The sequence below is a fragment of the Ensifer sp. KUDG1 genome (assembly GCF_050434285.1).
Taxonomy (GTDB): Bacteria; Pseudomonadota; Alphaproteobacteria; order Rhizobiales; family Rhizobiaceae; genus Ensifer.
In genome coordinates this window covers 286,212-303,768 of sequence record NZ_JBNDIG010000006.1, presented here as the reverse complement: position 1 = coordinate 303,768, position 17,557 = coordinate 286,212, and the positions used below count along the sequence as shown (strand labels likewise).

Sequence of the window (17,557 nt, the reverse complement as noted above, 5' to 3'; positions counted from 1 at the left end):
ATACTGTAAGCGTTGCCTTCGAATAACCATTCCGACCACAGAGGAAAGGACATATTGATGAGCAGAATCCTAATCGTTACAGTTGCGTTGCTTTCCGTCGCCAGCCTCGCGGCGTGCGGGACCATCGGCAAAGGCAAAGGCAAGGCCCCACCACCGGTGGCCGCAGAACCGGCGCCCGTTTACAAATAATTCTGACCTTGGTTCGGGGAGGACCATCGTCCTCCCCGCCCTATCTGATCGTGGCCAGCCCGGCCACTCGTAGGGGCGCGCGGACCGAAAGCCTTAAGTGGCATTCTCGCGTGCTCATCAGAATTCGGGAAAGATGGCGCAGGAATGATGCGTTCACGAGGTCTTATTTCGTTCGCCGTATTGGCCACAATGGCGCTCACGGCGTGTCAATCGCAAGATAAGGGCCCACAGCCGCGGTTTGTCTCAAGCTATGCGGGCACGTCGCAACAGAGCAATCAGGGCTACTTCATCGAGTTCCGCTCTCGTTATGCGCTCAGTTACGGGCACTCCTATGTAATTTTCGGCCAGCTCAGCAAGTCCGGAGCAATGGTCAATCCGGAAGTTGCGGGGCTTGCACCCGCGACAAGCGATACCGCTCCCTATGTTATTGGCCACCTTCTGCCGGTCCCCGCCGAAACTGGCGCCAGCGACGGCGACCTCGAAGAACAATACAGGTCCGCGAGTTGGCGCGTCATGTTGACGGAGGCGCAATATCGCGACGTCGTAGCCAAGATCCGAAAGCTCAAGTCCGAAGCCCGCTTCTGGCAGGCGTCGATCTACAACTGCAACGCATTCGTCGCCGACATCGCGCGCTCCATGGGTTACAAGACACCTGGCATCTGGCTTCGGCCGCAGCAGTTCATCACGCGGCTGCGTGAGATGAACGGCGGCTAGCGGGCGAGCACGCCACGCCTGACCAGGCACAAGGAAGCGCCTCCATCGCCCGTCAACGGCGTTCTCGACCGCTGCGGTTTTATTGCCTTGTCAGGTCCGAGCGACGCATGGCAGTCTCGTGCGTGATTGCCACCTGCGGACCAGCATCCGCACAAAAAAGCTTGGGTGAGCCAACGTGAACATGTCTGCCGCTTCCATCGGCGAAATCGTCTGGGTCGTGGGCATCATTGCCTGGTATGTCGTCCGTTACCCGTTCGAACGCCGTGCAAGGCGTGTGCGGGTGATGAGCAACCGTCGATCGACGACCGATACGATTGGCCTGGCTGCGGCTTCGCTCGGCCTTGCCATTGTGCCAGCACTCTATGTGGCGACAGGAATTCCGAGATTTGCCGACTATGTCGCCCAACCATGGCTGGTCGGACTCGGGGCGTTCGTGTTCGCCGCGGCGATCTGGACCTTCCGTCGAACGCACAAGGAACTTGGCCGCAACTGGTCCATTTCGCTGGAAATCCGCGAAAAACACAAGCTGATCAGCACGGGCCCTTACGCCACCGTCCGCCACCCGATGTATACGAGCTTCCTGCTTATGGGCCTCGGCCAGATGCTGCTGCTGTCGAACTGGATGGTCGGACTTGCGGGGCTTGTTGGATTCGCTGTTCTTTTCTTCCTGCGCGTGGGCAAGGAGGAGCGCCTGATGCTGGAATTCTTCGGGCCCGAATATCGCGACTACATGGACAGGACGAAGCGAATTATACCCTACATCTACTAGAGGTGGCACTATGCGGGGCCGACCGATCAAGCTTTCCGCCGCACGACGCCTCGTCGGCGATCTGATGCGTTTTTCCATCGGCGTGCCTCGGGTCACGGTGCAGCGGCAGATGGACATCAGCGCGTTGCACAAAGCCCGGGCAAGCCGGTCGGACCGGCCCTCGTGGATGGTGTTGTTTCTCAAGGGCTACGGGTTACTCTCGCAGGAGACGCCAGATTTCCGCCGGGCCTATATCAAGCTTCCGAGACCGCAACTCTATGAGTACCCCGGAAGCATCGCGTCCGTGGCGCACGAGCGCGAGTACGAAGGCGAGCGGGTCGTTCTTCTCAGCACGATCAAGACACCCGAACGGCGATCCATTGCCGAATTGAGCGCCCTGCTCCAGGAGGCCCGGTCCCGTCCCGTGCTCGAGATCAGGGAATTTCGGCGGGCGTTGAAGATCGCGCGCCTGCCGGCGCCGTTGCGGCGGCTGCTGATGTGGCTCAGCCTGAACATGGGGCGCCAGCGGGGCCACCGCTTCGGCACCTTCCAATTGTCTGTCTATTCCGGCCTGGGTGCAGAATCGCTCAATCCGCTGACGCCGCTGACGACCATCTTCAACTATGGGCCGATCGGCGACGACGGATCGGTCACCGTGAGAATCCACTATGACCACCGCGTCATGGACGGCGCCAACGTCGCGCGCGCTCTGGCGCGTTTCGAGGAAATATTGAACGGCGAGATCGCCGATGAGGTGGCAGGTCTTACGAAAGCCGACAACGCGCCCATCGCTGCGCCGGAGCCTTCCGCATGACATTGCAGCAATCACCACGAGCCGCCATTGTCGTCGTCGGAGCGTCCCGGGGTATCGGCAGAGCAATTGCCGAGCTTGCCGCGCGAGACGGCGCGCCGATCGTTCTGGTCGCGCGGTCCATCGAAGGCTTGCACGTCGTGGAGGCTGCGATCAACCAGGCGGGCGGCGAGGCATTCTCCTTGCCAGTCGATCTTGCCGCCCCCGATGCCACGCGCATCCTCGACGAATTTCTCGCGCGCGAAGGCCTCGTCTGCGACGTTCTTGTCAACAGTGCCGGCTATGGCCTGCGCGGCGCGGCGACCGCTTTGCCGGTCGCCGACCAGATTGGCATGATCGACGTCAACATCCGCGCACTTGCGGCGCTGACTTTGCACCTGTTGCCGGGGATGGTCGCGCGCGGCCGCGGCGGCATCGTTAATCTGGCCTCCGTCGCCAGTTTCACGCCCGGCCCGTACATGGCGATGTATTATGCGAGCAAAGCGTTCGTTCGTTCCTTCTCCGAGGCGCTCTACCAGGAGACGCGAAAGACGGGCGTAACCGTGACCTGCGTTGCGCCGGGACCGGTGTCGACCGAATTCCTCGAAAAATCCGGCGCCAACAGGGCGGCCTTGTTCAAAGCGCTTCCGAAGGCCACTCCGGAATACGTGGCAAGATGCGCCTGGCGCGGTTTCAAGGCCCGGCGGCGGCTGGTCATTCCCGGCATTTCCGCCAGGCTGGCGATCCTGATCGCCAGCCTCCTTCCCTCCTCAGCGCTTCTGCCGCTTGTCGGTCGCCTGCAACTGCGCGGCAACGACCCCTGCCCTTGCGGATCCGGCAAGCAACTCAAGCACTGCTGTCGCGCAGGCCACGCCAAAGGCGGACCGGCCCCGGCGTGATCCCCCTTCGCAGCCTGTTCTCGTCCGGCGCCTCACCAAAATGCGCCGGGTGCAGGCGGACCCTGGCCATGGCGACGATCAGTGGGCTTCGGCGCCTGCAGGGAGGAAATGCGCCTCCCACTCACTTTTCGGAATTTCATCGCCGACCTGAAACTCGAACCGCACGACGCTTTTGATATCCTGCGCCACAGCGCAGCCAAACTTGATGCTGAACCAACGCCCCCTGCTGCGGAAGGCGGCGCCATCGGCGCGGAGGTCCCGCCCCGTCAGGCGGACATTCGACGTGGCGTAGGCGACGAGCAAGTCGGGGTTAAAGTCGACGCGCCAGCGATGAACCTGCTCCATCGCCTCGAGATTGCAGAGCTGGACGATCCGCTCATCAGCAGCAAGCTGAGAAAGCCCTTCCAGAGCCTGCCTGCTGCGTGAATCGGCCAATATCGCCGCCGAGAAGAACCGCTTCGCTTGCACGATCGGCTGGGCAGCTGGAGGCAGCGTGGTTGTTTCCGCAGCAGGCGCCGTCTCCGATACGGAAGGCGCGACGGCCGGAGCTTCATGTGGTTCGTGCGCGGGCTGTACCACCTCAGGGCGTGGGGGCGGCAATTCCAGTATCTGAACGGCGATCCCCTCGTCCGGGGCCGGAACAGGTGGCCTCGCTGACGGGAGGAGGAACAGCGCCAGCGCGGCGAAAGCATGAAGGATGAGAGCAAGCGTCAGGCTTGGCCAGATCGGTGTCTCATTGCGACGATGCGTTACTGCCTGCACCGATCAGATCATCCCATGCGCGATATCAGGGCCGGAAGCATTACGGCCGCTCCTGGCGCCGGCGACACTACCACCAACGCGACAATAGAAAAGCCGCCGCCGACAATCTGCCAGCGACGGCTTGATATCTGTGTTTTGGGCGACGCCTGCGACCGGTATCAATCCATGTCGTCGTTGTCGGGCGCGCTCATATGGTCGCGGTTACCGTAGATGATCTCGCGCTTACCGACATGGTTTGCCGGTCCGACGAGGCCTTCCTTTTCCATGCGTTCGACCAGCGAGGCCGCACGGTTGTAGCCGACGCCGAGACGACGCTGGATGTAGGAGGTCGAGCACTTCTTGTCGCGCAGCACCACCTTGACCGCCTGGTCGTAGAGTTCGTTGCCGTCTTCCGACGCAAGCGCGCTCTTATCAAAGACCGGCGTCTCTTCCTGCGGCTCTTCTTCCTCTTCTTCCGCCGTGACGGTGTCGAGGTATTCCGGGCGACCTTGCGTCTTCAGATGCGCGACCACGTGTTCGACTTCCAGATCGGAGACGAACGGGCCATGGACACGGGCGATGCGCCCGCCGCCCTGCATGTGCAGCATGTCGCCCTGGCCGAGCAGCTGCTCGGCACCCTGTTCGCCAAGGATAGTACGGCTGTCGATCTTCGAGGTCACCTGGAACGAGATGCGGGTCGGGAAGTTCGCCTTGATCGTGCCGGTAATGACGTCGACCGAGGGACGCTGCGTCGCCATGATCAGGTGGATACCAGCCGCACGCGCCATCTGCGCCAGCCGCTGGATCGCGCCTTCGATCTCCTTGCCGGCGACCATCATCAGGTCGGCCATCTCGTCGACGATGACGACGATGTAGGGCATCGGCGCCAGGTCCATTTCCTGCTGTTCGAACAGCGGCTCGCCGGTGCCCTTTTCGAAGCCGGTCTGGACCGTGCACATGACAGGCTCGCCCTTTTCACGGGCGGCGGCCGCGCGCTGGTTGTAGCCGTCGATGTTGCGCACACCGAGCCGCGACATCTTGCGGTAGCGGTCTTCCATCTCGCGAACGGCCCACTTCAGCGCCATCACCGCCTTCTTCGGGTCGGTAACGACGGGGGTGAGCAGATGCGGGATGCCGTCATAGACGGAGAGTTCGAGCATCTTCGGATCGACCATGATCAGGCGGCATTGATCCGGGCTCAAGCGATAGAGCAGCGACAGGATCATGGTGTTGATCGCGACCGACTTGCCCGAACCGGTGGTGCCGGCGACGAGCAGATGCGGCATCTTCGCGAGTTCGGCGATAACAGGCTCGCCACCGATCGTCTTGCCGAGGCAAAGCGCCAGCTTGTAGCCGGTCTTGCGGAAATCGACGGATTCGATCAGCTCGCGGAAATAGACGGTCTCGCGCGTGGCGTTCGGCAGCTCGATACCGATGACGTTACGGCCGGGCACGACCGCGACACGGGCCGAGAGCGCCGACATGGAGCGGGCGATATCGTCGGCAAGGTTGATGACGCGCGATGACTTCACGCCGGGTGCCGGCTCGAATTCATAGAGCGTGACGACCGGACCGGGACGCACATGGATGATCTCGCCCTTGACGCCGAAATCTTCGAGCACGCTTTCAAGCAGGCCGGCATTCTGTTCCAGCTGTTCCTGCGTCATGAAGAAGCCCTGACCGACAGGCGCTTCCTGCAGCAGCTCCTCGGACGGGAACTCGTAGCCGTCGGCGCTCGGCGCGCGGTCCGTCGAGCCGATAGCCGGCATGTTGCTCGGCGCGCGGGTCACCTGCGCCGGCATGGTGATCGCCGCCTTCGTGGCGACCGGCGCCGGCTGTTCGATTTCGACCGGTTCGGCGTCGATGATGTCAGCGGCGGCGACAGACGCCGGTTCTTCAGCCACGGCAACGGGAGCCGGGGCAACGTCGGCAAGCGGCTGCGATGCCGGCATATCCTCGGGCTTTGCGCCACGGACGTCCACGACGCGGAACAGCGAGGTGATCGCCGTCGGCGGCACGCGGCGGATTTCAACCGGGCGCACGGGCGCTGGCGGAGTGACCGCAGTAGGCGCAACAACGGCAGGAGCGATAACGGGCGTCATCGCTGCCGGTGCTTGCGTCTCGACAAAGGGCTTCGGATGCACGGCTTCGGCGCCCGTAGCCCCTGCATCGTCGGCCGGGCCGAATTCGAAGAAGGCGAAATCCGACAGGAAGACGGAATGCGCAGCGCTCTGGTCGACGGGAGCTTCGGCTGAGGTCGGAGCGGGCGTGGGCGTCACTTCGGCGACCGGTGCGGAAACGGCGATCGACGTCGTCAGAACCGGCGCAAGGGCGACGCCCTCATCGGCCGGCGCTTCGACGCGCTCGAGCATGGCCGGCTCGATCGTGTTTTGTGCCGCGGTCCAGGTCGGCAGCTGGTTGGTCAGCATGCGCAGCAGTTCGGACGGGCTGTAGGACGGCAGCGCGACCTCGGCCTGCGGCGCCTCGTCAGCAGCAGCGGCCGAAGCTTCCATCGGCGCGGGTTCGACCGGAGCCGTCGCGACGGGCTCGACGGTTTCGACCAGGACCGGAGCAGGCTCCGCCGCCGCCGCGACGATCGCCTCTTCGGCTTCGGTAACCGTTTCGCTTTCTTCGACCTGCGGCGCGCGCCGCTTCATGAATTCGCGCTCGGGCGTGCGGGTAAAGCGCACGTTCGGTGCCAGGAAGAAATGGCTCTCCCAGGTGGAATCACCGTAGTGGCCGGCAATCTCCGAGAGGGTCGGCAAGGGTTCGCTCATCGTCGACGTCACCTGTGCAGGAGCGTAGGCGGAACCCTGCCCATAGAGGCGGGTCGCACGGCTCGCGGTTTCGGCCTGCTGGTTTGCCGGCCGGCGGGGCGCCGCAGGCGCCTCGTACAACTGATAGGGGTCGGCGGGGTCCGCCTCATGGGTGGGCATACCGCTCAACGCATCATCCTGCGGACCATCGAAATAATCCGCCTGGTTTGCATCATGCAAAGCAGCCTGTGAGAAGTTTGTCCTGGGAATACGCATGGGTCCTGGAAGAGCTAGAGACATCGCCGCGGGGCCTTCTAAGCGATAGGAAATGAAGGTTAACAAGTCCCTTCCAACGCCCCGTTTCGAACCGGACTCGGCGGTCGATTGCCGTCTTTCTGTGGGCTTGATGCAACGGCAAGGCCCGACGCCCCAAGGCGGCCGCGACATCCCGTCGCCGCCCTCGCACGGCCGAAAATATTTCTTGGATGAAGGCGATATCGGCGCTCACTAAGGCATGCCCACGGTGGCTCGCCACCGGCTCCACCGGGAAAACGAATCGGGCCCGCGTGAGAGCATCACGCGGGCCCGATCGGACGTTTCTAAGACGTAGGCTTCGCTCAGCCTTCGCGGCCGGACGCAAACACCGCATGATGCCTGGCAAGCAGCTCGACGACCTCGTCGATGAAGGCGGGATCGACATCGGCCGAAAACTCGATGCGGGCATTCTTGCCGTCGCGCTTGAGCTTGGCAAAGGCGCGTCCGCCGGCGTCGACCAGCGTTTCCGGCTTGGTCGCCGCTGCATCCGGCTTCGGCTTGCGCGACAGGCGGGTGAAGACGATCTGGAACCGCTGGTCGCTTTCGGCCTCGAGGAAGCGGCGCGAGCGGCACTCTTCCTGCGCCAGTTCCACGGTCGCCATATCTTCAAGCAGCGCGCCAAAGGCCATCCAGCGTTCGCGGCCGACTTTCGGCGCCGGGCCGATGGCGCGGGCGATCGCCGGCGGCACGCCTTCTGCCACCTGCAGCAGGCGCGACAGCTCGCTCTTCTGCACGGCGAGCGCCTCGCCGATGACCTTGCGGTCGAAGCCGCGGTCGGCAAGAGCGGACGCAAACATGGCGCGCTCGATGAAGGACAGGTTGCGACGCTCGGCGTTTTCCTTGCCCTGCGCCAGCACCAGCTCGTCGTCGGTCAGCGGCCGGACGATGGCCTTGACCTTGATACCGAGGCTGCGCACGGCGTTGAGGCGGCGATGGCCGTAGGCCGTCTGGTAGCGGCCCTGCTTCTGCGGGTGCGGGCGCACGAGGATCGGAGATTGCTGGCCGCTGTCGCGAATGCTGTCGGCGAGCGCCAGGAATTCCGGATCGTCGGTCTCGCCATCGGTCAGGCGGTCGCCGACGAAGGACGCGTCGATCAGTTCCGGATCAAGCTCGACGACGCGCTCGCCCTGGTGCAGGGCCTCGCGCAGTGCGCGCGCCTCTTCCGCCTCGCGAGTGATACTGCCGAGCGAAAGCCCCATGGCCTTGATCGCGCCGGAGGCCGCCCGCGGCACGTCGGCCTGGGCTGCAGGGACGACGACCGGCTTTGCCGGCTGCACGCTTGGTGCGGCGGGCGCCTTGTCGTCCACTTCTGCGGCAGGCGCCGCCGGGGCGACATTGCCCGAAAAGAGTGCGCGCAGTTCGTTCTTGCGGTTGCCAGCCATGTCGGTCAGCGCCCCCAAGCCGCGTGAATGAGCGTTTCGATCTCGCCGTTGACGGCGTTCAGCGATTCGATCGCGCGGTCATAGGTGACGCGGGTGAAGTTCTCCCGCCCGACCTCGTAGAGCGTCTGCTTCGTCAGGCCCGCATCGGAAACCGCCGTCGATTTCACCATGGCCGATGTCAGCACGCGGTCGCCGAAGAGCGAGCGCATGAAGCCGACGATCTGCGCCTGCGGCCCGTCATTCGGCTCGAAGCGGGTGACGAGATAGCGCAGGAAGTCGAAATTGAGCTCGCCGCCGGCCTCGCGCACGACGCTGAGCAGATCCGACGTCATGTAGAGGAACTGGTTCATCGAGGCGACGTCGAGCATCTGCGGATGCACGGTGACGACGACGGACGTCGAGGCGCAAAGCGCCGACAGCGTCAGATAGCCGAGCTGCGGCGGGCAGTCGATGATGACGACGTCATAGTCGTCGGCAACGCTCGCAAGGGCGGCCTGCACGCGGGCGAAGAACAGCGGGCCAGCGTCCGCGCCATCGTGACGGGCGCTCAGTGCCTGCGGCGTCGTGTGCTCGAACTCCTGCAGCTCGAGATTTCCGGGCACGAGATCGAGGCCGTCGAAATAGGTCTTGCGGATGATGTCCTTCAGCGGCCGCGCCTCGGCGTCGTAGCGGATCGCGCCATAGAGCGTGTCGTTGCCGGTAAGGTCGAGTTCCGGCTGGTAACCGAAGAGTGCGGAGAGCGACGCCTGCGGGTCGAGGTCGACGGCGAGCACGCGGTGGCCGGTCAACGCCAGATATTGCGCGATATGCACCGACGATGTGGTCTTGCCGGAGCCGCCTTTGAAGTTGGTGACCGAGATCACCTGCAGGTGTTCGCCCGCTTCCGCATCGCGCCATTTCAGATAGCTGCGCGCCTTGGCGGCGTTGCCCTTGGCAAGAGCCTGTTCGGCCAGATGCCGGCGCAGCGCATTGATGTCGGAGAGCGAATAGGAACGGCGGCCACCAAGACCGGTATCGGGCTGCGGCCCTTCGCCGGCAAGCGAAAGCTGGCGCAGGTAACCGTCGGAAACGCCGATCAGCTTGGCCGCCTCGCCCGAGGTGAAGCTGCGCAGCGTCTTCATCGCCGTCGGCGGGAACAGGCGCTCGCGCATTGCCTTCAACTGTTCGGAAAGCGCGCGGGCATCCGCCGCGATCGCCTCGTCGGCCGGGCGGCGGGCCTGGGCGTGGCCGGCGTCCTGTTTTGCCTGGGTTGCCGTCATATTCATTCTGCCATACTCCTTGCGCGCGTCAGCGGCCCAACGGCGCCCCATCGCGCTAACAGAGATTCAATTCAAATACGGCCAATTGGCACTTATTCGGAAAACTCCGTAACAGAGATGCCGGAGCTTGCGATTCGCGTCAAGAGTCGGGCGCCAATCAAAGGCGCGTGCGCTTGACGGGCAGGCCTTCCGGACGCCCACAAAACGAAACGCCTGCGGGGCGGCGCGGGCGTTTGCAAACATCGAAAAAGTGAACTTAGAGCTTGGGACCGATATGATCAGGGATCGGGCACTGGTACGGTTTACCCTCGGTCTTTTCCCGCCATTCGGCTTTTGCCCGCGCCAAGAGATCGGCGTCGAGGATCAGGTCGAGACCGGTCGTGGCCAGTGATTTTGCCGCGTGGGCAAACGCCTTGTGGGCGGCCGGGCTCTTGCCCTGCGCCACCACCTGCCAGGTGTGCGGCGCCGTGCCGATCGCCCAGGCAGGCGCCCAGCATTGCGCCGTCGGCGTGATCCAGCTGACGTCGCCGACATCGGTCGAGCCGGCGCGGAAGTGCGACTGGCCCTCGAAATCGCGCAGGCCGAGATGCAGACCGGTCGAACCGTCCATGCGGCTGTTGGCGAAAACGTCGCCCTTGATCTGATAGAGCCGGATGCTGCTCGATATTGCTTCGGCCGTCAGCGTCTTCTGGATGTCCTTGGCAAAAGCGATATCCGCCTCGTCGAAGGGCACCGGGCCGAGCGCCACCATGTTGTCGTGGATCGCCGTTTCCAGCGCGATATTGGGCAGCAGGTTGGTCGCCGCGCGGTCGAATACGATCTCGACCTCGGTCTCCGTCATCATCGCCGCACCCTTGGCGATCTTGTCGATGCGGGCGGCGAGCGCCAAGGCCTCCGGCATCTGCGGCGCACGCACGAGATAGAGCGCCTCGGCGCGGGCCTGCACCACATTTGCCGCCTTCCCCCCGGCATCGGTGATCGCATAGTGCACGCGGCAATCCTGTGGCATATGCTCCCTTAGGAAGTTGACGCCGACATTCATCAGTTCCAGCGCATCGAGCGCGCTGCGGCCGAGATGGGCACCGTTCGATGCGTGCGCGGCCACGCCCTTGAAGCGGTAATAGATTTCGAGAACGGCGAGATTGTTGGTCGAGCGTACGCCGTTGAAGGGTGCCGGATGCCAGGTCAGCGCCGTATCGACATCGGCAAAGATGCCGGCGCGCGCCATGAAGGTCTTGCCGGAGCCGCCTTCCTCGCCGGGGCAGCCGTAATAGCGCACCGTGCCCGGCAAGCCGTTTTCCTGGAGGTAGCGGGCAAGCGCGACTGCGGCGAGCAGCGAACCGGTGCCGAGCAGATTGTGGCCGCAGCCATGGCCCGTACCGCCTTCGACTTCGGCGCGCGCTTCGGCAACGCCGGCCACCTGGCTCAAACCGGCCAGCGCGTCGAACTCACCGAGAAAGGCGATCACCGGCAGGCCCTGCCCGCTTTCGCCGACGAAAGCGGTGTCGATCTCCGCCAGCCCGCGCGACACGCGAAACCCGTGCTTCTCCAGCATGGCGATCTGTGTCTCTACCGACTTTTCCTCATGAAAACTCAGTTCCGCGTGGTCCCAGATCGCGTCGCTCATTGCTGCGAATTCGGGCTTCAGCGCTTCGATCGTTTCGACAAGGGCGGTTCGTGCGGCTGGATTTGGCATCAATCATCCTTTTGCGACGGCGCGGGGCGCGGTCGCATCAGCAGTTTTGTCTAGGGAGGCGCGGAGGGCGGCAAACGGCCGCCATCCGCTGGAGAGGAAGGGCTACGCCCGCATCAGTCGTCGAGCGTCACTTCCCAAAGGCGGGTGTTGGACTGCCAGACCGGCTGGCCATGCAGCTTCTTGGTGGCGCCCCAGATGTCGACCATGTCGTACATGAAGATGCCGGGGACCTCTTCGAGCATCAGCTGGTGAAACTCGTCGAAGATCGCCTGGCGCTTGGCCTGGTCGGCCTCGACATAGGCCGCCTTCATCAGTTCGATCGCCTTTGGGTTGTCCCACATCAGCGAGGCGTTCTTGTCCTTGTTGCCGACATAGAAGCTGTACATCAGCGCCGGATCGAGGCGCGGCGACACCGACTGCGAGATCACCTGGTAGTTGCCCGAGCGGCGGCGATCGACCTGGGTCGCATAGTCGAGCACTTCGATCTGCACGTTGAGGCCGACCTGCTGCATCATCGCCTGGGCGACGACGGCAGCCGGGAAGCTCGGCACGTTGCCGCGCTTGTTGGCGATGATGGTGATCGGCTCCCCGTTGTAGCCGGCATCGGCCAGGTTCTTCTTCGCCTTTTCCAGATCCATCGGGATCTTCTTCTTCTGGACGTCGGAGTAGAAGATTGAGTCGGCCGAGACCATCGAGGCGTTGGCTTCACCGGTGCCGTTGGAGACGGCGGCGACGAGCTGGTCGAGGTCGAGCGCTTCGGCCATGGCGCGACGGACAGCCACGTTGCTCAGCACCTTGTCGCGGGTCTGGAAGTAGAGCAGGTTCTTGCCGTTGTTGCGCTTGACGATGAGCTGCATCGTGTCGCTGTCCTTGAACTCGGCAATGAGATCGGCCGAGACTTCGGCCGTATCGAGCGCGCCGGAGAGCAGGCCGGTCTTCACCGTCGAGGCGTCCGGGATGACCATGAACTTGATGCCGTCGACGAGCGGCCGCTTCGAGCCGACCATGCCATCGGGCTTCCCGTCATTGGCAGGCGAAACGTAATCGGCATTCTTTTCCAGCCGGACATATTCGCCCTTCTTCCACTCGGCCCACTTGAACGGACCGGTGCCGATGGGCGCGACATAGGCGCCGTCGGCGCCGACGGAATCTTGGGAGACGATGCCGGTGTAGCCGCATTCCGGCCGCGCCATCAGGCCGAGGAAGACGGCCGAGGGCTTCTCGATGCTCATGGTCACGGTGGAGGCGTCGGCTGCGGCGACATTCGTCACCTTGATCGACTTGCTGCCGTCGAAGTCGCCGGCGCAGGTCCACTTGGTCTCCGGCTTCATGTAGCGGTTCCAGTTCCAAACCACGTCTTCGGCCGTCAGTGGCTTGCCGTTGTGGAACTTCACGTCATCGCGCAGCTTGAACGTATAGGTCAGGCCATCGAGCGAAACCTCAAAGCTTTTCGCGAGCAGCGGCTTCACTTCGCCGTTTTCGGCGTAGCCGACCAAGCCTTCGACGATGTGGAAGATCACCGAGTCGGTGTTGCCGTCTCGGTTTACGCCGGGCTCGTTGCTGCGGATGTCCGAACTCTGGGCGACCGTCAGGTCGCGCGCATGGCCGAGCGCGATCGCGCTCATCAGCATGGTGCCGGCAAGAAGTATGGTTTTCATGGGTTCCTCTCTCTTGTTGTTGGTTGTCGGTTCAAAATGCGCGCCAGCAGGCCTGCGACAGCTTGCCGATGGTTTCGAGCGCGATGGTGTAGCCGGGCGTGCCGTCGGGCATCAGCGCGGGCACACCGTCGGTAAAGGCGGCAATGGCGTAGAGCGGCTTGCCGTCGCGATAGACGACGCCGGCATCCATGCGGCCGCGTTTGCCACGGCCGCCCTTGCAGGCGGCAACCGTGTCGAAGGGCAGCCGCGCGCGGATGCCGTAGCGAAGAACCTGGTTCTTCAGCGTCTGCACGGCAAAGGCGGCCAGCTCGACCGAAACGCCAAGCTTCGCGGCGGCCGCGGCATCGTGCTCGGCGGCGAGGATCAGTTCCAGCAGCATCACCTGGTCGGCGGCCGTCGTCGTCGTGACATCGGCCAGCGAATGATCGGGTTTCAGCGCCAACGGCGGGATGAGGAAGCGGTGGTGCGTGCCCACCATGCCGAGCGCCTTGCAGTAGCCGTCGACCTCTTCGAGCGTCAGCCGCTCGAAAACCATCTTGGTGCAGACATTGTCGCTCAGCACCATCATGCCGACGATCGCGTCGCGCAGCGAAATGACGATGCCGGGTGTCAGGTAGCGGAACATGCCGCTCGCCACTTCCTGGGCGAGCCGCGCCTCATAGGTGATGCGCTCGTTGAGATCGAGCCGCCCCTCGGCCACCGCCTTCAGCGCCGCCATCATGATCGAGGTCTTGCGGGTGCTGGCAGACGGTGTTTCCTCACGCTCGCCGCGGCCGATGGTTTCACCGGTCCGAAGGTTGCGCACGAGGAAGCGGGTAACGAAGGGCTCGGCATCGGCGATCGCATGGAGTTCGGCCGCGATCGCGCCGGTCTTGATTTCCGTGCTCATCTCAGGCCTCCAGGCGCCATTTGAGGGTGACGCCGCCGGTCTGGTTGAGATCGAGCGCCGGGATCGCGGACAGCAGCTTGCGGGTATAGGCTTCCTTCGGCGCATCGAAGATGCGGTCGCGGTCGCCTTCCTCGATGATGCGCCCGTCCTGCATGACGATGACCCGGTCGGCCACCTGCTCGACGACGCCGAGATCGTGGCTGATGAACAGGCACGAGAAGCCGTAGCGCTTCTGCAGGTTGGAAAAGAGCTCCAGCACCTGGGCGCGAACCGTGACGTCGAGCGCCGAAACCGGCTCATCGGCGATCAGGAATTTCGGCCGCCGCGCAATCGCCCGGGCAATCGCCACGCGCTGGCGCTGGCCGCCGGAAAGTTCATGCGGGTAACGATTGGCGAAATCGGCGCTGAGTCCGACCTCCTCCAAGGTTTCCAGCGCACGGCGGCGCTTGGCCGGCGTGTCGAGATCCGGCACCAGCCGCAACGCTTCCTCGACCAGCGCCTGGATGGTCATGCGCGGATCAAGCGACGAATAGGGGTCCTGGAAGACCATCTGGCAGTTCAGGCGATAGTCGCGCCAGTCGGCGCTGCGCTCGCGGCCCTGGAACAGGATCTCGCCTTCGGCCTGCTGGACGAGGCCGGCGATGGTGCGGCCAAGTGTCGTCTTGCCGGAACCGGAACCGCCGACAAGCGCCACGACCTCGCCGACATGGATATCGACGCTGACGCCATGCAGCGCGCGCTTCGGCTCGTGGCGGCGGAACAGCCCCTTGCGGCCCGGATATTCGACCACGATGTTGCGCGCCGAAACCATCGGCGTGCGCGTCGTGTCGAGTTCACGCGCCGCGCCGCGGAACGGCAGCGAAGAGAGCAGCTTGCGGGTATAGGGATGCTGCGGCGCCTGCAGGATCTCCTCGGTCAGCCCCTGCTCGACGACGACGCCCTTTTCCATCACCACGAAACGGTTGGTGTAGCGAGCGACCATCGGCAGGTCGTGGCTGATGAGCAGCACCGCCGTGCCCTGGGCCTGGGTCAATTCGACCATAAGCTCCATGACGTCGCGCTGCACGACGGCATCGAGCGCAGTGGTCGGCTCGTCTGCAATCAGCAAGGCCGGCTTCAACAGCATGACCGAGGCCAGCATGATGCGCTGGCGCATGCCGCCGGAGAACTCGTGGGGATAGGCGGTCAAGGCCCGCTCGGGCTCACGGATGCCGACGCGACCAAGCATCGAGAGGATCGCGGTGCGGCGCTCCTCGACCGACATCTTTGTGTGCAGGATCAGCCCTTCTTCGAGCTGCCGGCCGATGGTGATCGACGGGTTCAGCGAGGTCATCGGCTCCTGGAAGACAACGCCGACTTCGCCGCCGCGAAGCTGACGCAACTCGCGGTCCTTCATCCCGAGCACATCCTTGCCCCGGTAGAGGACCTTTCCGCCGGTATGGCGGACGGCCGGCGGAATGAGGCCGATGATCGCGCGGGTCGCAAGCGTCTTGCCGGAGCCGCTTTCACCGACGATGCCGACGATTTCGCCGGGCGCGACGTCGAAGCTGACGTTCTTGACCACCTGGTTGCCGGTATGGCTGACGGCCAACGAGAGGCCTTCGACACTTAAGAGGGTCTTGCCGGTCATTTCAGGCCTCGCATGCGGGGGTCGAGCTTGTCGCGGAGCGCATCGCCCAGAAGGTTGATGCCGAGCAGGGTGAGAGCGATGCAGAGACCGGGGAAGAAACCGAGCCAGACGGCCTGTTCGATGAACGGGCGGCCGGCGGCGAGCATGTTGCCCCAGGTGGGGGCCGGTGGCGGAACGCCAAGGCCGAGGAAGGAAAGCGCGCTTTCCGACAGGATTGCCCAGCCGAACATCGAGGTCGCAAGCACCGTGATCGGCGCCAGGCAGTTCGGCAGGATATGGCGCAGCATCGTGTAGATCTCGCCGTTGCCCATCACCCGCGACGCCTCAATGAACTCGCGTTCGCGCAGCGACAGCACCGCACCGCGTACCACGCGGGCCATCGACGGCGTGTAGGCGATGCCGAGCGCAAAGATGATGCCGTACTGGTTGGCGCCGAAGACAGCGAGCAAGCCGAGCGCCAGCAGGATGCCGGGAAAGGCCAGAAGCGCATTGTTGATCGCCATGATGACGCCATCGATCCAGCCGCGGGCATAGCCGCTGACGATGCCGATGAAGGTGCCGAAGACGACGGCGAAGGTGACGGTCAGGAAGCCGATCCAGACGCTGGCGCGGGCGCCGACCATCAGGCGGCTCGCGACATCGCGGCCGAACTCGTCGGTGCCGAGCCAGTGCGCTGCACCGGGTGCGGCAAGCCGCGCGGTGAAGCCGAGCGCCATCGGATCATAGGGCGTCCAGAAAAGGCCGATGAGGGCGGTGATGACCAGCAGGCCGATCAGGCCGCCGCCGATGACGCCGTTGAAAGTGAGCTTTCTCATTCTGCCACCACCCGCGGATCGAAGAGAGGATAGAGGAGGTCGACCACGAGGTTGACGACGACATAGGAGAAGGCGACGAGCAGCAGGCAGCCTTGGATCACCGGATAGTCGCGCTGGAAGATCGCATCGACCATCAACCGTCCGAGACCCGGAATGGTGAACACCGTCTCGATGACGGCGATGCCGCCGAGCAGATTACCGAGGATCAGGCCGATCATCGTCCAGGTGGGGCCGAAGGCGTTCTTGAAGGCGTGGCGCCAGAGAACGGCACTTTCCGAGAGCCCCTTGGCGCGGGCGTGGGTGATGTAATCGAGCCTGAGCACCTCGAGCGTCGAGGCGCGGGCCATGCGGATGATCACGCCCATCTCGTGGATGACGAGGGTCATGACCGGCAGCACCAGATAGAGAAGCCCGGCCTTCCAGTTCTCCGAGATCGGCACGTAGCCGAGCACCGGCAGCCAGCCAAGCTTCAGGCCGAAGGCGAGAAGCAGAAGAAGGCCGAGCCAGAAGGTCGGGATCGACAGAAGCACGGTCGCCGAACCGACGAGCGCCAGGTCGGTCAGGCTGTTCTGCCGCCAGGCGGCGATGACGCCGGCCGGAACCGCGATCAGGCTCGCGAGAAGCACGGCGATGACGACGATTTCGGCGCTGACGAAGAAGCGGCTGACCACCAGATGCAGCACCGGCTCGCCGGTGACGATCGAGGTGCCGAAATCCCCGGAGAGGATGTTGCCGGCCCAGATGACGAATTGCTCCGGGATGCTGCGGTCGAGACCGAGCTCCGTGCGCAACGCGGCAATCTGCTGCGGCTCGGCCATGTCGCCGAGCATCAGCGCTGCCGGGTCACCGGGAATGAGACGGATAAGCGTGAAGACGGCCACCGAGACGATTACGATCGTCGGTATCGCCATCACGAGGCGATTGAGAATGAATTTGATCATGGGTTCCCCGTACTGAGGCAGGCTGCCCGCGTTACCGCGATTCTCCCGCCCGTCGGCTCTCTTGTTACAAGGGACTATGATCGATTGGAAAAAATCGCGCAATATTATGAGTAAACGTCATACCTCTATGAAAAG

At 64.0% G+C, this 17,557-nt stretch carries 15 protein-coding genes; 5 read left to right on the top strand and 10 right to left on the bottom strand.

Annotated features, from left to right (window positions below; genetic code table 11):
• Positions 1-57 precede the first annotated feature (57 nt).
• From M2267_RS17650 to M2267_RS17630, 5 genes are all read left to right on the top strand, one after another.
• On the top strand, positions 58-189 hold the full coding sequence (locus M2267_RS17650; RefSeq protein ID WP_082006004.1) for an ABC transporter: 132 nt from the start codon (positions 58-60) through the stop codon (positions 187-189).
• 144 nt (positions 190-333) lie between these two features.
• On the top strand, positions 334-903 hold the full coding sequence (locus M2267_RS17645; RefSeq protein ID WP_043616286.1) for a hypothetical protein: 570 nt from the start codon (positions 334-336) through the stop codon (positions 901-903).
• 181 nt (positions 904-1,084) lie between these two features.
• Complete coding sequence (locus M2267_RS17640) at positions 1,085-1,672, top strand: protein-S-isoprenylcysteine O-methyltransferase (protein ID WP_205237012.1); 588 nt, start codon at positions 1,085-1,087, stop codon at positions 1,670-1,672.
• A gap of 10 nt (positions 1,673-1,682) precedes the next feature.
• Complete coding sequence (locus M2267_RS17635; protein ID WP_429115841.1) at positions 1,683-2,465, top strand: hypothetical protein; 783 nt, start codon at positions 1,683-1,685, stop codon at positions 2,463-2,465.
• Positions 2,462-3,340: an SDR family NAD(P)-dependent oxidoreductase gene (locus M2267_RS17630; protein ID WP_429115839.1), complete on the top strand. Its 879-nt coding sequence runs from the start codon at positions 2,462-2,464 to the stop codon at positions 3,338-3,340. The genes M2267_RS17635 and M2267_RS17630 overlap by 4 nt, the downstream gene beginning before the upstream one ends.
• Positions 3,341-3,418: 78 nt before the next feature.
• On the opposite strand, the gene M2267_RS17625 is transcribed toward M2267_RS17630, so the two are convergent.
• The 10 genes from M2267_RS17625 to M2267_RS17580 form a co-directional block, all read right to left on the bottom strand.
• Positions 3,419-4,102: a DUF930 domain-containing protein gene (locus M2267_RS17625; protein WP_429115837.1), complete on the bottom strand. Its 684-nt coding sequence runs from the start codon at positions 4,100-4,102 to the stop codon at positions 3,419-3,421.
• 158 nt (positions 4,103-4,260) lie between these two features.
• Complete coding sequence (locus M2267_RS17620; RefSeq protein ID WP_429115835.1) at positions 4,261-7,113, bottom strand: DNA translocase FtsK; 2,853 nt, start codon at positions 7,111-7,113, stop codon at positions 4,261-4,263.
• 341 nt (positions 7,114-7,454) lie between these two features.
• Positions 7,455-8,534: a plasmid partitioning protein RepB gene (gene repB, locus M2267_RS17615; RefSeq protein WP_402325011.1), complete on the bottom strand. Its 1,080-nt coding sequence runs from the start codon at positions 8,532-8,534 to the stop codon at positions 7,455-7,457.
• A 5-nt stretch (positions 8,535-8,539) separates the two neighbouring features.
• Positions 8,540-9,799 carry a plasmid partitioning protein RepA gene (gene repA, locus M2267_RS17610; RefSeq protein ID WP_429115833.1) on the bottom strand — a complete coding sequence of 420 codons (1,260 nt, stop codon included), beginning with the start codon at positions 9,797-9,799 and terminating at the stop codon, positions 8,540-8,542.
• Positions 9,800-10,049: 250 nt separating this feature from the next.
• The gene (locus M2267_RS17605; protein WP_429115831.1) at positions 10,050-11,489 is read right to left on the bottom strand and encodes a M20 family metallopeptidase; all 1,440 of its coding nucleotides are present in this window, start codon (positions 11,487-11,489) and stop codon (positions 10,050-10,052) included.
• Positions 11,490-11,602: 113 nt separating this feature from the next.
• Entirely contained in the window at positions 11,603-13,147 is a 1,545-nt protein-coding gene (locus M2267_RS17600) for an ABC transporter substrate-binding protein (protein ID WP_429115829.1), read from the bottom strand.
• Positions 13,148-13,178: 31 nt separating this feature from the next.
• A complete protein-coding gene (locus tag M2267_RS17595) occupies positions 13,179-14,036 on the bottom strand; it encodes a serine hydrolase (RefSeq protein ID WP_429115828.1) in 858 nt (285 codons plus the stop codon).
• Position 14,037: 1 nt separating this feature from the next.
• Positions 14,038-15,666, bottom strand: a complete 1,629-nt coding sequence (locus M2267_RS17590; RefSeq protein ID WP_429115826.1) for an ABC transporter ATP-binding protein — start codon at positions 15,664-15,666, stop codon at positions 14,038-14,040.
• Positions 15,663-16,481 carry an ABC transporter permease gene (locus M2267_RS17585; protein WP_429115824.1) on the bottom strand — a complete coding sequence of 273 codons (819 nt, stop codon included), beginning with the start codon at positions 16,479-16,481 and terminating at the stop codon, positions 15,663-15,665. Before M2267_RS17585 ends, M2267_RS17590 begins: the two co-directional genes overlap by 4 nt.
• Positions 16,478-17,422, bottom strand: coding sequence for an ABC transporter permease (locus M2267_RS17580; RefSeq protein WP_429115822.1), 945 nt, complete (start codon positions 17,420-17,422; stop codon positions 16,478-16,480). Before M2267_RS17580 ends, M2267_RS17585 begins: the two co-directional genes overlap by 4 nt.
• Positions 17,423-17,557 lie beyond the last annotated feature (135 nt).

Coding starts and splice junctions, on each gene's coding strand:
- repB (WP_402325011.1), bottom strand. CDS start 8,534: ATGGCTGGCAACCGCAAGAACGAACTGCGCGCACTCTTTTCGGGCAAT.
- M2267_RS17595 (WP_429115828.1), bottom strand. CDS start 14,036: ATGAGCACGGAAATCAAGACCGGCGCGATCGCGGCCGAACTCCATGCG.
- M2267_RS17645 (WP_043616286.1), top strand. CDS start 334: ATGATGCGTTCACGAGGTCTTATTTCGTTCGCCGTATTGGCCACAATG.
- repA (WP_429115833.1), bottom strand. CDS start 9,799: ATGAATATGACGGCAACCCAGGCAAAACAGGACGCCGGCCACGCCCAG.
- M2267_RS17640 (WP_205237012.1), top strand. CDS start 1,085: ATGTCTGCCGCTTCCATCGGCGAAATCGTCTGGGTCGTGGGCATCATT.
- M2267_RS17600 (WP_429115829.1), bottom strand. CDS start 13,147: ATGAAAACCATACTTCTTGCCGGCACCATGCTGATGAGCGCGATCGCG.
- M2267_RS17630 (WP_429115839.1), top strand. CDS start 2,462: ATGACATTGCAGCAATCACCACGAGCCGCCATTGTCGTCGTCGGAGCG.
- M2267_RS17585 (WP_429115824.1), bottom strand. CDS start 16,481: ATGAGAAAGCTCACTTTCAACGGCGTCATCGGCGGCGGCCTGATCGGC.
- M2267_RS17635 (WP_429115841.1), top strand. CDS start 1,683: ATGCGGGGCCGACCGATCAAGCTTTCCGCCGCACGACGCCTCGTCGGC.
- M2267_RS17590 (WP_429115826.1), bottom strand. CDS start 15,666: ATGACCGGCAAGACCCTCTTAAGTGTCGAAGGCCTCTCGTTGGCCGTC.
- M2267_RS17580 (WP_429115822.1), bottom strand. CDS start 17,422: ATGATCAAATTCATTCTCAATCGCCTCGTGATGGCGATACCGACGATC.
- M2267_RS17620 (WP_429115835.1), bottom strand. CDS start 7,113: ATGCGTATTCCCAGGACAAACTTCTCACAGGCTGCTTTGCATGATGCA.
- M2267_RS17650 (WP_082006004.1), top strand. CDS start 58: ATGAGCAGAATCCTAATCGTTACAGTTGCGTTGCTTTCCGTCGCCAGC.
- M2267_RS17605 (WP_429115831.1), bottom strand. CDS start 11,489: ATGCCAAATCCAGCCGCACGAACCGCCCTTGTCGAAACGATCGAAGCG.